Source organism: Bacillus suaedaesalsae (assembly GCF_016890225.1).
Taxonomy (GTDB): domain Bacteria; phylum Bacillota; class Bacilli; order Bacillales; family SA4; genus Bacillus_BS; species Bacillus_BS suaedaesalsae.
In genome coordinates, this window is record NZ_JAFELM010000029.1 from 1 (window position 1) to 14,711 (window position 14,711).

The following is a 14,711-nucleotide window of genomic DNA, read 5'->3' on the forward strand; positions in this document are numbered from 1 at the left end:
GCCCCCGCAACCAAATGGTCCCGTGGTGTAGCGGTTAACATGCCTGCCTGTCACGCAGGAGATCGCGGGTTCGATTCCCGTCGGGACCGCCATTATATTTTTATAAGACTTAGGTACAGCATAAAATAGATTGCCTAAAACCGAAGTATGGCTCGGTAGCTCAGTCGGTAGAGCAAAGGACTGAAAATCCTTGTGTCGGCGGTTCGATTCCGTCCCGAGCCACCATTTTTTTGTTTAAAATGCCGGCTTAGCTCAGTTGGTAGAGCACGGACGAATATGCTCCGAAGCATGGACATCAGCGTAACAATCGAAACACATCTTGAATAAACTTCCTGAGATTGGGACGACAGTTTTAAACAAAATAGAATTAGTATTATTTACTCTATACGCCGGCTTAGCTCAGTTGGTAGAGCAACTGACTTGTAATCAGTAGGTCGAGGGTTCAAATCCTTTAGCCGGCACCAGCACTTTTTTCGTAAGAAGAGTTATGTATTATATAATGGAGGGGTAGCGAAGTGGCTAAACGCGGCGGACTGTAAATCCGCTCCCTCAGGGTTCGGCGGTTCGAATCCGTCCCCCTCCACCATTTTTAATTCTACAATGGCGGTCGTGGCGAAGTGGTTAACGCATCGGATTGTGGTTCCGACATTCGAGGGTTCGATTCCCTTCGGTCGCCCCATATATATTCTACGATTTATATCATTCATTATTGGGCTATAGCCAAGCGGTAAGGCATCGCACTTTGACTGCGACATGCGTTGGTTCAAATCCAGCTAGCCCAGCCATTTATGCGGGTGTAGTTTAGTGGTAAAACCTCAGCCTTCCAAGCTGATGTTGTGAGTTCGATTCTCATCACCCGCTCCATTATTTCTTTCAAACTTTCATAAAGGGCCTATAGCTCAGTTGGTTAGAGCGCACGCCTGATAAGCGTGAGGTCGATGGTTCGAGTCCATTTAGGCCCACCATTTGCATATTAATCTATTATTCCACCATAGCAAAGCGGTAGAGCACGATCGAATAAGCATCATCGAATATGCTACAGCGTACCGATTGAATTGCTTCTTGAAATCACTATTTGAGATCGGGACGTTCGTTTCTGCAAATGCTAGATGCGTAGTAGAATCTTATATTATTCCACCATAGCTCAGCGGTAGAGCATTCGGCTGTTAACCGAAGGGTCGTAGGTTCGAATCCTACTGGTGGAGCCATTATGGAGAAGTACTCAAGTGGCTGAAGAGGCGCCCCTGCTAAGGGTGTAGGTCGGGTAACCGGCGCGAGGGTTCAAATCCCTCCTTCTCCGCCAGCGAATCCTTATATGGCCCATTGGTCAAGCGGTTAAGACACCGCCCTTTCACGGCGGTAACACGGGTTCGAATCCCGTATGGGTCATCCACCTAAACATTGCACTTTGTGCAGTGTTTTTTTTTATTTCAGATCAATGGAGTGGAATCCTTCCATATATTTTGACTATTCATTTTGCCCTTAAGCTTCTCCATTTGGGTTGGCATATTAATAAATAGCTCCTAATCCCCTACAATCATTACACCTTCCATATAATCATTTGTCTTCCTTAACTAGTAGTTACTAGTGTTCCTATAGCTTCATATTGTTCCTAGATTCGCTTTTATCCTAATCCCTCATATTCTTAGATTTAACACCGTATTCTTACCCAATTCATCACTCTTCAACATAATCTATCTTCTTTCTCCCTTATTCGTTTTTCATTTTAATTGACTTGAAAATCCTGTCATACGAAACTCTGTTCTACCTATTGATTTTTGAAAGGATTTTAAAGGAACACCTTGAATACTACTTTCATGAACAATTGATTCCTTTCTATCATATCCTTAAGCTTTTGGCTACGGTGGTGGCTAAAAAGCTTATTTCTTTTCTCATTAAAACGTTTCCAATCCGGACGATGTTACCGGTGACATTTAGTCGTCACAGTAGCGCTCTTTTGAATCTTAATATTTCGTCTATTTCCTTTCAGTCATGTAAGTATTTTTTCAAGCATATCTAATATAATTACTCAATTTAATGGTGTATTGTTATCAAATTTTATTCTGTCTACATTCTAGTTGAATCAACGGATAGCTTTGAAGGGAGCGTAATGGTTAATGTTTAGAAGAAACTGTGTTGCGATGTTACTTGCAGGGGGGAAGGGGAGTCGTTTACACTCTCTCACGAAGAATTTAGCGAAACCTGCAGTTCCATTTGGAGGAAAGTATCGAATTATTGATTTTTCATTAAGTAACTGTACGAATTCTGGAATTGATACTGTTGGTGTATTAACACAATACCAACCACTTGTTTTAAATTCTTATATTGGAATTGGAAGTACATGGGATCTTGATCGAAAAAATGGAGGAGTCACGGTCTTACCTCCTTACGTTGAATCTAATGATATGAAGTGGTATACAGGAACTGCAAGCGCGATCTATCAAAATATGAACTACATTGAACAATATAATCCGGAATATGTGCTAATCCTTTCAGGTGATCACATTTATAAGATGGATTATGCAAAGATGTTATCGTATCACGTCGAAATGAAATCAGATGTGACGATATCCGTCATTGAAGTTCCATGGGAAGAAGCTAGTCGCTTCGGAATTATGAATACAAATACTGATTTAGAAGTGATTGATTTTGACGAAAAACCTGAGAACCCCAAAAATAATCTTGCTTCAATGGGTATCTATATATTCTCTTATTCCGTATTAAAGAAGTATTTAGAAATGGATAATATGAATCCAGAATCAAGCCATGATTTTGGGAAAGATGTTATTCCAATGTTATTAAAGGAAAAGAAACGTTTAATGGCATATCCGTATTCAGGATATTGGAAAGATGTTGGAACGATAAATAGTTTGTGGGAAGCAAATATGGACTTACTAGAAGATAATCCTGCGTTTAATTTGTACGATCATTCGTGGAGAATTTATTCCGTCAATCCCAATCATCCACCACAATATATCTCAAAAGAGGCATCTGTGACACGTTCATTAATCAATGAGGGTTGTGTTATTCATGGGGAAGTTGAACATTCTGTTTTATTTCAGGGAGTACAAGTCGGTAAAGGTGCCAAGATTAAGGACTCGGTTATTATGCCAGATGCCATCATTGGGGAAGATGTTGTCATTGAAAAGGCAATTGTACCAACAGGAATGAAAATAGAGAATGGAACAGTCATTCAATCTGAACAAGATTCAGATGAAGTGCTGCTTGTAACGGAAGATAGAATTGTAACAAGATTAATAAACTAGAGAGAAAAAGTAGGGGGAAAATTATGAATGATACAATGCTGGGGCTTATTGATGCTTCTACAATTAATGAGTCGCTAACACCATTAACAGTAAAACGTTCATTATCGGCTATTCCTTTTGGGGGAAGATACCGCCTTATTGATTTTGTTTTGTCTAATATGGTGAACTCTGGTATTAAGAGTGTAGCTATTTTTCCGAAAAAGCAATATCGTTCCTTGATGGACCATTTAGGATCTGGGAAGCAATGGGATTTGAACCGTAAGCGTGATGGGTTATTTTTCTTTCCACCTTTAGATCACGAGAAAGTGGAAGGAGATGAGTTTGGCTCGTTCTCTCAAATGGAAGCAAACTTGGATTATTTTCATAGAAGCTCACAGGAATATGTGGTCATTGCAAATTGCCAGGTTGTCGCTAACATTGATTTTCGAGATGTACTAGAACACCATAAAGAATCTGGTGCCCACATCACGTGTGTGAGAAAAAATGGTCGATCATTAAATATGTATATACTTAAAAAGGAATTCCTGATGGAGCTCTTCAGTAAGCACAAAGAATCCGGGTTTACGTATTTCTCTGATGTGCTCATGGACCGAGGGTTAATGTACCAAATTAATGGGTATGAGTATGATGGATATGTAGCATTTATTGATTCAATAGAGTCATATTATTTTCATAGTCTGGAGCTACTGAATCATGAGGTGTGGAAGAAATTATTTCTAAAAGATAAGCCGATTTATACAAAGGTAAAAGATGAACCACCTACTCGATATATGGAAGGCTCTCTTGTGAAAAATTCAATCATTGCCAATGGTTGTATGATTGAAGGACATGTGGAAAATAGCATTTTGTTCCGTGGAGTGAAGGTAGGCAAAGGAACTATAATCAAAAATAGTATTGTCATGCAAAAAACTCAAATTGAAGATGGTTGTGAATTAGAATATGTCATTTTAGACAAAGACGTAAAAATTCAATCTAGTGTTCTATTAAAGGGAACGGAGGATTCTCCATTAGTATTTGAAAAAGGTACGGTGCAAGGAGCGTTGATTAATACGTGAATGTGTTGTTTGCTGTATCCGAATGTGTACCATTTGTTAAAACAGGAGGGCTTGCGGACGTGGCAGGCTCGCTGCCAAAGGAACTTAAAAAGCTAGGCTCCAATCTGGCTGTTATTATGCCTAAATATGGGAGTATTTCAAGCGTTTATAAAGATCGTATGCAGGGAATAGGTACCTATACGGTTTCAGTTGGATGGCGGGAGCAATATGTTGGACTTGAGTATGTTGTGGAAGACGGGATCACGTATTACTTTATTGATAACGAGTATTACTTTAACCGTGATCAATTGTACGGCTATTACGATGATGGAGAAAGATTTTCATATTTTTGTAAAGCGGTACTTGAAGTACTACCTATGTTAGATGTTAAGACTGATATCATTCATTGTCATGATTGGCATACAGGGATGATTCCGTTTTTATTAAAGGAGCAATACCAAAAAAGTGATTCTTATTATCACGAAATGAAATCAGTATTTACGATTCATAATCTGAAATTTCAAGGTCTGTTTCCCCGTGAAATCTTGGGTGACTTATTAAATCTTGATGATTCATATTTCACAATGGATAAGGTAGAGTTTTATGGAGCCGTCAGCTTTATGAAATCTGGCATCGTTTCGGCAGATTATATTACAACAGTTAGCCCAACGTATTGTGAAGAAATTCAAACGCCGTATTTTGGAGAACAACTTGATGGGTTGCTTTTCGCGCATCGAGAAAAGTTGATTGGAATTGTAAATGGAATTGACGATTCCTTTTATAACCCAGAAGTGGATTCGTTTATACCTTTTCCTTATTGCCCTGAAAGACTTGAGCAAAAACTTCTAAATAAAATAGAGCTTCAACTCTTTTTTCAATTAGAAGAAAAGCATGATAGACCGATTATCACGATGATCAGTCGTTTAACGGAACAAAAGGGATTAGATCTTGTTCAACATGTTTTTCATGAATTAATGAATGAAGACATACAAATTATCGTAATAGGTACTGGCGAGGATAGATTTGAACAGTTTTTCCAGGACATGAATAATCTTTACCCAAATAAGGTTAGAGCCTATGTCGGGTTTAATGAGGAGTTAGCCCATCTTGCTTATGCTGGATCCGATTTATTTTTAATGCCATCGAAATTTGAACCATGTGGATTAGGTCAATTAATTGCGATGAGATACGGCACGATTCCGATTGTTCGTGAAACAGGTGGATTAAATGATACGGTTCATTCTTTTGATGAATTAGATGGCACTGGAACTGGTTTTACATTTACGCATTATAACGCTCATGACATGCTATATACAATTAAACGTGCGCTTTCTTTTTATAAGGAACAGGAGATTTGGCCATATATTGTTCAAAATGCCATGAATAAGGATCATAGCTGGGAGCAATCAGCGTTTATATACAATCAATTATATTCCAAATTAAGCACACCTGTTAGGAGTGAAAGGAATGTTCTCAAGCAAGGAACAGTTCAAACGTAGATACTTACAGCGGCTTGAAATGATGTATGGTAAACGATTTGAAGATACAACTGTCATGGAACAATACCATGCCTTAGGACAATTAGTTCGAGAAGCGATTAGTTCAAGATGGATCGAGACGAATGAAGCGTACCGTACTACGAAACAAAAACAAGTGTATTACTTATCAATTGAGTTCTTACTTGGCAGATTGTTAGGAAATAACTTAGTGAATTTAGGTGTATATGGTTTATGTGAGGAAGCACTTGGGGAACTGGGCATTAATCTATCGGAAGTTGAGCAATGTGAAATCGATGCAGGACTCGGAAACGGTGGTCTAGGAAGACTAGCTGCCTGCTTTTTAGATTCACTCGCTTCTTTAGATCTTCCAGGTCATGGCTGTGGCATTCGTTATAAACATGGCTTATTTGATCAAAAAATTGTGAATGGCTATCAAGTGGAATTACCAGAACAATGGCTAAGACACGGGAATGTTTGGGAAGTAAAAAGAGCAGATAAGGCAGTGCAAGTCAGATTTTGGGGTGAGGTCGAAACGTATTATGTGAAAGGAAGACTATCATTTAAGCATGTGAATGCCGAGACAATTTTAGCTGTGCCATATGATATGCCCGTAATTGGCTATGAAACAAATACAGTGAATACGTTGAGGCTTTGGAATGCTGAACCTGCCCCGTTTCCAACAAATCGAGATGCACTGACGTATAAGAGAGAAACTGAAGCAGTTTCTGAATTTTTATATCCTGACGATACAAATGATGAAGGAAAAATACTGCGATTAAAGCAGCAATATTTTCTCGTAGCTTCAAGCTTGCATAGTATAATTCGTTCATATAAGAAACATCATGAAGATATTCAGCATTTACATGAATATGTTGCCATCCATATTAATGATACACATCCAGTGTTAGCCATACCTGAACTGATGAGGATCTTATTGGACGAAGAAAATCTATCGTGGGATGAAGCATGGAGTGTAACGACAAAGACGATTTCTTATACAAATCATACAACACTATCAGAAGCGCTTGAAAAGTGGCCAGAGCACATTTTTAAGCCACTATTACCGCGAATCTATATGATTGTGAAGGAAGTGAATGAACGGTTCTGTCGTGAGCTGTGGGAGCTATATCCGGGAGAGTGGGATCGAATTGAACGAATGGCCATTGTATCTCACGGATTAATCCGAATGGCACACTTAGCTATTGTAGGTTCACACTCGATTAATGGAGTCGCAAAGATTCATTCTGACATCTTAAAAATGAGAGAAATGAAGGACTTTTATGATGTTTATCCTACTCGTTTTAATAATAAAACGAATGGAATTACACATAGAAGATGGCTATTAAAAGCAAATCCAGAGCTTTCAACGTTAATTAGTGAAAGTATAGGAACAGACTGGATTAGATCACCAATGGAGCTAAGGATGCTTGAAGCCTATGCTGATGATTCAAGTTTTCACCATTCATTCCAAGCGGTGAAGAAAAAGAGAAAAGAAATTCTTGCCCATCGTATTAAACAGCAAACTGGTATTGTAGTCGACCTGGATTCCATTTTCGATGTTCAAGTGAAACGACTGCATGCATACAAAAGACAGCTGTTAAATGTATTTCATATTATGTATTTATATAATCGTTTAAAAGAAGATTCGGACTTTGAAATGGTTCCACGGACGTTTATTTTTGGGGCGAAGGCATCACCTGGATATCATTATGCTAAGAAGATTATTAAGCTCATCAATTCTGTAGCCGATAAAGTGAATTCTGATCCGAGAGTTGCTCCATACATGAAAGTAGTTTTTTTAGAAAATTACCGTGTATCGCTTGCCGAAGAAATTATTCCAGCCACCGATCTTAGTGAGCAAATCTCAACAGCAAGTAAAGAAGCATCAGGTACCGGGAATATGAAATTTATGATGAATGGTGCATTAACGATTGGTACGTTAGATGGAGCCAATATTGAAATACGAGAAGCAGTAGGAGAAGACAATATTATCACATTCGGGTTAACAGCAGAGCAAGTTCTCCATTATTACCAAAAAGGCGGATATACTTCCTTAGATTATTATCATCATCATAAGTCTATCCAGACGGTTGTGGAACAGCTAGTGAATGGGTTCTTTCCAAATGTGGGGTCAGAGTTTGAAATGATTTATGATTCGTTACTTGAACAAAATGATGAGTTCTTTGTCTTAAAAGACTTATCTTCTTATTCTCTCGCGCAGCAGGAAGTAGAGCGGGTATACAGAGATCAAAGAAGCTGGTATCAGAAGAGTATTATAAATATCGCGAAATCAGGTTACTTCTCGAGTGACAGGACAATTAAACAATATTCGGATGAAATTTGGGGCTTGTCAATTCGTTGACGACATTTTCTATCTATGATATAGTGAAATTACTATCCGAGTAAGTTATATACAAAGTAAGAATGTCATGCCTTCATGCAATATGTTTGGTGAGTTTTTACTTTCAAACATCTGTGCGTGAAGGTTTTTTACATACATATGAGGCTTTCTCGGCAAGTGAATTTTTAGGTGCAAACGTACCAGCTTTAGGAGGCAAAACAATGCAAAACGGTAAAGTAAAATGGTTCAACAGTGAAAAAGGTTTCGGATTCATCGAAGTTGATGGTGGAGAGGACGTATTCGTACATTTCTCAGCTATCCAAGGAGACGGATTCAAGTCTTTAGAAGAAGGTCAAGAAGTTAGCTTCGAAATCGTAGAAGGTAACCGCGGACCACAAGCTGCAAACGTAACTAAGCTATAATTAGCATATAAAGCAGTCCTTAATAGGACTGCTTTTTTCTATGTTATCTATAGTTGTCTTTTCCTTCTTCTGTGTACGGTTCTTTCTCACCAGGAGGAAGATCTCCGAAAATTGTCATCGTACCCTCTTCATCAAGAATATCTTCATATTGCCTGTGTTGGTGCGTCGGATATACGGTAATATTCTTACCTTCAATATCAGTACCAACAAAGTTTTCGTAATCCTCTACATAGCCTACCTTATCATCTGATTCAATGTAGGCGTCATTATAGTGCTCTACTTCCATGTCAATATCTGACGGTGTCTCAGACGTACCATAGCTTGCAACATCTTGCCACGCATCTTCAGCATCATATGCTGTACCTTCTGATTCATCAAACTCGAATCGTCCGAAAGCGGGTTTTAGCACGGTTTCTTCAACAGGTCGTTCATGCGACACTAAATGATCGGGTGAGTGCTCTTTGCAATATAGCGTTGTTGGAAGTGCTTCTAATCTTTCAAGTGGAATTTCCACGCCACATTCTTTACATGTACCGTACGTACCATCTTCAATTGCTTGCAAAGCTTCTTCAATATCTTTATATTCTTTTTCTGTATGCTCGTTTAGTGCGATGTCTTTTTCACGTTCATAAAGCTCTGTTGCGTCGTCACCAGGATGGTTATCATAACTAGATAATTCCCCTGTTGCTTCATGAAATGCACCAAGCTCTAAATCATAATGGCCAACCTTTTCAAAGCGGTCATTGATTGCTTTTTGATCCTTAATTAACTGATTACGAAACTTTTCTAACTGGAGAGCAGACAGCATAACGTTCCCCTCCTTTTTCCTTTAGTAAAATTGGATTTCTATCTTAGTATGTACTATAGATACATAAACATATGTAGAAATATGAGTTGTTTATAAATAGAAAAAACAGCCTACAACTGTAGACTGTCTAGATAAAATAAGAAAGTAATATACCAATTGCTAATAAGAACCCAAAAATGGTATTAGTTTGTGCCGTTGCTTTCATAGCTGGCATCATTGTAATCGGAATTGTTTTTCCGATAAAGCCTTTTGTTGCTTGAATTGGTTTAGGAATACTTAAGAAAACTAATAAAGTCCAAGGAGAAATCAGGCCAGATAAGATTAAGGCGATAATCCATATATAGGATACGGCAAACATAGTAGCTAATACGATAATAGCATTTTTTCTTCCAACTAAAATTGCTAATGTTTTTCTACCGTTTTCTTTATCTCCGTCTAAGTCACGAATGTTATTAGCAAGAAGAATTGCTCCAACTAATATGCCTATTGGCATCGATACTAACACACTTTCTCCTGTAACTGTGCCTGTTTGAATAAAGAAGGCGATTAAGATAATGAGAATCCCCATAAATAACCCTGCAACAATTTCTCCAAACGGAGTATAGGCAATTGGATATGGGCCACCTGTATAAAAATAAGCAGCTGCCATACTAATAATCCCAACCAGGGCAAGCCACCAACTTGACTCCATACAAATGTAAACTCCAAGTAATGTTGCAATTCCAAACAGGACAAAAGCTAATGCAATAACTGTTTTTGGCTTAACACCATCCCGAACAATGGCACCACCAATACCTACAGAACCTTCGTGATCTAATCCGCGTTTGAAATCGTAATATTCATTAATCATATTTGTTGCAATTTGTATAATTAAGCTTGCGAGCAACATCATAATAAATAATGGAATGTCTAATTTTGTGTACGGTAACGAAAGTGCAGTTCCAATTAATACAGGAACAAAAGCTGCAGTTAATGTATGTGGTCTCGTTAACGTCCACCATACGCGCCAATTGTGTCTTGTAGGTGAAGAACTAGTTTTCGCATTTAATTGCGGTTGCATGATCGCATTCACCTCTTTTTGTTAGTTATAACACAAGTTAGTATAGGAGAAGTAAGAAGGAGTGTCAACGATTTAATAAAGGAATAACCTACACAGTTTTACAGAATATGAAAGGTTTTCCTTTCGCGTTTGGTATAAAAACTATACAATATATAATGAATAATCTTGATTTCAATATATTTGACAGTGAAAACTTACAAGGTGTATTTTTATATAGTTAAAGGTTTATTAATTAGATGCATTTCTGCACTATTTAGATTATAGATGAACTAAGTTGTGATAGAGGTTTTTAGGGGGATTTGTTATGGCAACCATTCAGAAACGTTCAATTTATGACAACATTGTGGATGGAATTAATCGAGCAAAGGAAAAGGCTACGCCAATTCTAGTTAGCTTAACCACAGAAATTACAGACATAGATCCCCTATTATTTTATATGGCAGGAAAAGAACTGTTCACGGGTGAGGGTGTGTATTGGAAAGAACCAGTGAATGGGGAGACGATCGTTGGTCTTGGCGTATTACAAACAATTCAATCTAATAAGAACTCTAACAAGAGATTTCAGGATATAAAAGAGCAGTGGAATTGTTTCTTAGAAAACATGATTCATACGAATATAACGGAAAGTAAGCATGCTCGTGGGCCAATATTATTTGGTGGATTTTCGTTTGATCCGACAAAAGCTAAAACCGAGTTGTGGAGCGATTTTCCCTCCGCACAGTTTTATCTATCAAAATATACGTTAAATCAAATAGATAATCAGTTGTTTTTAACTTCTAATCGACTTGTAAAACCATTAGATCATGTTGAAACTGTGATAAACGAAATGGAATGTGATGAAAAGCAATTATACGTTGCACTTAAGAAAATGAAAAGGAATTCAATTCATGATCCTTCTTACAAAGAACGTGAAATTGATGTAGAAAATTGGTTGAACTCTGTAGAAACAGTTGTAACCCATATTAATGAAGGGAAGTTAGAAAAGGCTGTACTAGCCAGAGAACTTAAGCTTGAGGCAGACGAACCATTTTCTATTCAGGCAATTTTACAGAATTTAGTGATGAAGCAGCCAACGAGCTATATATTTGCTATAGATAGCGGCGTTTCTACTTTTATCGGGGCAACACCAGAGAGGCTTATAAAAAAAGACAATCAACAGCTACTATCTACGTGTTTAGCGGGTTCGATTAAGAGAGGGTCTACAATAGAAGAGGACTTGCAATTAGCTAACGAGTTATTAGAAGATCCAAAAAACTTAGCAGAGCATCAATTTGTTGTCGATATGATTACGAAAGAGTTAAAGAGTGTGTGTCGTGCAATTTCTAAGCCAGACAACCCTACAATTTTTAAGGCGAGAGATATTCAACATTTATATACTCCAATTGTTGGTGAAGTAAAAGATCACGTTCATTTATTTGAAATTGTGGAACGATTACATCCAACACCAGCACTAGGAGGTTTTCCACAGGATAAAGCGTTAGAAGAGATACGAACTTATGAGCAATTAGATCGTGGTTGGTATGCGGGTCCTATAGGGTGGATGGATGGTGATGGAAATGGTGAATTTGCGGTTGCCATTCGTTCGGCATTGTTCAAACAGCACGAAGCATCATTATTTGCTGGTTGTGGAATTGTTGCAAAGTCTGAAGCTAGTAAAGAATATGAAGAAACCATGATTAAGTTTAAGCCAATGCTTAATGCTATTGGAGGCAAATTAAATGGACGGTAATTATGCATTAACGGAATATTTAGGAGCTTTTATAGATGAGATGGTAGCATCAGGAGTGAAACATGCTGTCATCAGTCCAGGGTCAAGGTCAACACCTTTGGCCCTTTTAATGGCGGAACATCCAACATTAAAAACATGGATTAACATTGATGAGCGCTCAGCAGGTTTTTTTGCGCTTGGTATTGCAAAGTCAACCCAATCTCCTGTTGCCTTATTATGTACTTCAGGAACAGCAGCTGCTAATTACTTTCCAGCAATCGTAGAGGCGACCTATTCAAGAGTTCCACTGATTGTTCTAACAGCAGACCGACCTCATGAGTTACGAGAAGTTGGGGCACCACAAGCTATTAATCAAATTGATATGTATGGAAGCTACAGCAAATGGTTTGTAGAAATGGCAATACCAGAGAACACTCCTGCTCTCTTGAACTACGCGAAAACGGTTGCGGCACGTGCTGTGGCAACGTCCGATTCTGCTCCAGCTGGAGTTGTGCACTTGAATTTCCCATTACGAGAACCACTTGTTCCGAATTTTAACCATGTAACTTGGAGTAAAGGCGATTCAGTAAAAAAAGTGATCACGAATAAAGAAGAGAAAATATCTGCATCTGTTATTGAGCTTCTTCAAGAAGTAAACCAATACGAAAAGGGAATCATCGTCTGTGGTCCTCAGGATCAGGAAGGATTTCCAAAAGCGGTTACTGAGTTAGCGGAGGTGTTAGGATATCCAATACTTGCTGATCCACTGTCACAGCTTAGAAGCGGGAAACATGCAAAAGAAAATGTAGTTGAGTGTTATGACGCAATTTTGAAATGCTCAGCAGCATTTGAAGCATTAAAGCCTGATGTCGTGATTCGCCTTGGGGCGATGCCAGTATCAAAAGTTCTCACTCAGCTCATTTCAGCTTCAGAAGCTCGGTATCATCTTGTTGTAGATGAGAATTTAGGATTTAGAGACCCGACGCTGAAGGCTACACATTTTTTACATTATGATGAAGTTGTTTTTTGTAAGGAAGCTGCTACTCATGTAATAGCGAAGCGTAAAGCAAAACAGTATTTACAACAATGGATAAAAGCAAATGAAATTGCTAGACCTATTTTACAATCTCACGTTTCTGATTTTCATTTTGAAGGCGATGTAGTAAGACGATTAACTTCTACAATGAAGCCTCATATGTGTTTATTTATCGGCAACAGTATGCCGATTCGAGATGTAGATTCTTTCTATTTTTTAGATGAAAAAAATATTCGAATCCTCGCCAATCGTGGAGCAAATGGGATTGACGGAATTATCTCAACAGCACTTGGAGCAAGTATTGAAGGAAAGAGGCTTGTGCTACTTGTTGGAGATATTACGTTTTATCATGATTTAAATGGCCTTCTCGCCAGTAAGTTACATAACCTACCTATAACGATTGTTGTTGTGAACAATAACGGCGGGGGAATTTTCTCATTTCTGCCTCAAGCAAAGGAAGAAAAGCACTTTGAACTATTATTCGGGACACCGATGGATCTTGATTTTGAAAAGGTCGTGAATATGTATGGGGGTCGTTTCAAAAGAGTTCAATCTTGGTCTGAATATGAGGACCAATTGTTAGAAAGCTATGAAGCAAACCAATTAACAGTTATTGAAGTTCCAACAGCTAGCAGGGATGAAAATGTGAAATTACATAGAAATCTTTGGAATGAAGTGACAAAAGAGCTTCAAAATTTGTTTTAAGGATTAGAGATGACTATGAAGAAGCAAATAAATGGTGTGACGTATTCATTTAAGATGGACGGTACTGGACCTGCTGCATTGTTACTTCACGGATTCACAGGTTGTAAGGAAAATTGGAACAACCTCCAAACATTGTTATCAGCACAGTATCAAGTAATAACAGTTGATTTAATCGGGCATGGTAAAACAGACTCTCCGAAAGATATAGAAAGATATAAGATAGAGTCTGTGTGCGAAGACTTAAAGAGCTTACTTGTAGAGCTAAATCTTAAGAAAGTACATATTCTCGGGTATTCAATGGGAGGCAGAGTCGCACTTGCTTTTGCATGTATATATCCAGAGTTTGTGCAATCATTAACTCTCGAAAGTAGTTCACCAGGAATACAGAATGAAGAGGATAAGAAAAATCGCGTTTCAGCAGATGAAAAATTAGCTACCAAAATAGAAGAAGAGGGTGTCGAAGCCTTCATCGACTTTTGGGAAGGCATTCCACTTTTTGAAACGCAAAGAAAATTATCTTTAAAAAAGCAGCTGTCCATCCGTTCTCGGCGTTTGCAAAATAATCCGATAGGACTGGCAAACAGTTTACGAGGTATGGGTACTGGAAAGCAGCCTTCATACTGGGATGAACTTTCGAGTATAAATGTCCCCATATTATTACTTTGTGGTGAGTTGGACGAAAAGTTTTGTTTCATTGCAGAAAACATGAACAAAAAGCTACAAAATGCTACAATAAATAAGGTAATGGCGGTTGGACATGCAATTCATGTGGAACAACCGCGAATTTTTGGTAAAATAGTGTTGGAGCATATCCAACAAAATACATAAGGAG

At 38.2% G+C, this 14,711-nt stretch carries 10 protein-coding genes and 11 tRNA genes; 19 read left to right on the top strand and 2 right to left on the bottom strand.

Translation table 11 applies throughout. The annotated features are described in order from the left end of the window. The first annotated feature begins 16 nt into the window (after positions 1–16). The 16 genes from JR050_RS10215 (at position 17) to cspD (ending at position 8,562) form a co-directional block, all read left to right on the top strand. A tRNA-Asp gene (locus JR050_RS10215) sits at positions 17–92 on the top strand. 57 nt (positions 93–149) lie between these two features. Continuing rightward, a tRNA-Phe gene (locus tag JR050_RS10220) sits at positions 150–225 on the top strand. Positions 226–388: 163 nt separating this feature from the next. Continuing rightward, positions 389–464, top strand: a tRNA-Thr gene (locus JR050_RS10225). 37 nt (positions 465–501) lie between these two features. After that, positions 502–586, top strand: a tRNA-Tyr gene (locus JR050_RS10230). 17 nt (positions 587–603) lie between these two features. Continuing rightward, a tRNA-His gene (locus JR050_RS10235) sits at positions 604–679 on the top strand. Positions 680–710: 31 nt separating this feature from the next. Then, positions 711–785 (top strand) — tRNA-Gln (locus JR050_RS10240). 5 nt (positions 786–790) lie between these two features. Continuing rightward, positions 791–864: transfer RNA gene (locus JR050_RS10245), tRNA-Gly, on the top strand. A gap of 24 nt (positions 865–888) precedes the next feature. Then, positions 889–965 (top strand) — tRNA-Ile (locus JR050_RS10250). Positions 966–1,133: 168 nt separating this feature from the next. Then, positions 1,134–1,208, top strand: a tRNA-Asn gene (locus JR050_RS10255). Between the two features lie 4 nt (positions 1,209–1,212). Then, positions 1,213–1,303 (top strand) — tRNA-Ser (locus JR050_RS10260). Positions 1,304–1,317: 14 nt separating this feature from the next. Further along, positions 1,318–1,389, top strand: a tRNA-Glu gene (locus JR050_RS10265). Positions 1,390–2,117: 728 nt separating this feature from the next. Then, positions 2,118–3,266, top strand: coding sequence for a glucose-1-phosphate adenylyltransferase (locus tag JR050_RS10270; protein ID WP_204203412.1), 1,149 nt, complete (start codon positions 2,118–2,120; stop codon positions 3,264–3,266). 23 nt (positions 3,267–3,289) lie between these two features. Then, on the top strand, positions 3,290–4,321 hold the full coding sequence (locus JR050_RS10275) for a GlgC family sugar phosphate nucleotidyltransferase (RefSeq protein ID WP_204203413.1): 1,032 nt from the start codon (positions 3,290–3,292) through the stop codon (positions 4,319–4,321). Then, positions 4,318–5,799, top strand: a complete 1,482-nt coding sequence (gene glgA / locus JR050_RS10280; protein ID WP_204203414.1) for a glycogen synthase GlgA — start codon at positions 4,318–4,320, stop codon at positions 5,797–5,799. Before JR050_RS10275 ends, glgA begins: the two co-directional genes overlap by 4 nt. Continuing rightward, the gene (locus JR050_RS10285) at positions 5,768–8,161 is read left to right on the top strand and encodes a glycogen/starch/alpha-glucan phosphorylase (RefSeq protein ID WP_204203415.1); all 2,394 of its coding nucleotides are present in this window, start codon (positions 5,768–5,770) and stop codon (positions 8,159–8,161) included. The genes glgA and JR050_RS10285 overlap by 32 nt, the downstream gene beginning before the upstream one ends. Before the next feature lie 200 nt (positions 8,162–8,361). Beyond that, a complete protein-coding gene (cspD, locus tag JR050_RS10290; protein ID WP_204203416.1) occupies positions 8,362–8,562 on the top strand; it encodes a cold-shock protein CspD in 201 nt (66 codons plus the stop codon). Positions 8,563–8,605: 43 nt separating this feature from the next. Here the strand turns inward: cspD and JR050_RS10295 are convergent, their stop codons facing one another. Further along, positions 8,606–9,370, bottom strand: coding sequence for a TraR/DksA C4-type zinc finger protein (locus tag JR050_RS10295; RefSeq protein ID WP_204203417.1), 765 nt, complete (start codon positions 9,368–9,370; stop codon positions 8,606–8,608). 127 nt (positions 9,371–9,497) lie between these two features. Continuing rightward, positions 9,498–10,430: a 1,4-dihydroxy-2-naphthoate polyprenyltransferase gene (locus JR050_RS10300; protein WP_204203418.1), complete on the bottom strand. Its 933-nt coding sequence runs from the start codon at positions 10,428–10,430 to the stop codon at positions 9,498–9,500. Positions 10,431–10,734: 304 nt separating this feature from the next. On the opposite strand from JR050_RS10300, the gene JR050_RS10305 reads away from it, so the two are divergent. The 3 genes from JR050_RS10305 to menH are packed head-to-tail and all read left to right on the top strand — an operon-like array spanning position 10,735 to position 14,707. Next, positions 10,735–12,159 carry an isochorismate synthase gene (locus JR050_RS10305; RefSeq protein WP_204203419.1) on the top strand — a complete coding sequence of 475 codons (1,425 nt, stop codon included), beginning with the start codon at positions 10,735–10,737 and terminating at the stop codon, positions 12,157–12,159. Further along, a complete protein-coding gene (gene menD, locus JR050_RS10310) occupies positions 12,149–13,879 on the top strand; it encodes a 2-succinyl-5-enolpyruvyl-6-hydroxy-3-cyclohexene-1-carboxylic-acid synthase (RefSeq protein ID WP_204203420.1) in 1,731 nt (576 codons plus the stop codon). Before JR050_RS10305 ends, menD begins: the two co-directional genes overlap by 11 nt. Before the next feature lie 15 nt (positions 13,880–13,894). Further along, positions 13,895–14,707, top strand: a complete 813-nt coding sequence (gene menH / locus JR050_RS10315; protein ID WP_204203421.1) for a 2-succinyl-6-hydroxy-2,4-cyclohexadiene-1-carboxylate synthase — start codon at positions 13,895–13,897, stop codon at positions 14,705–14,707. Positions 14,708–14,711 lie beyond the last annotated feature (4 nt).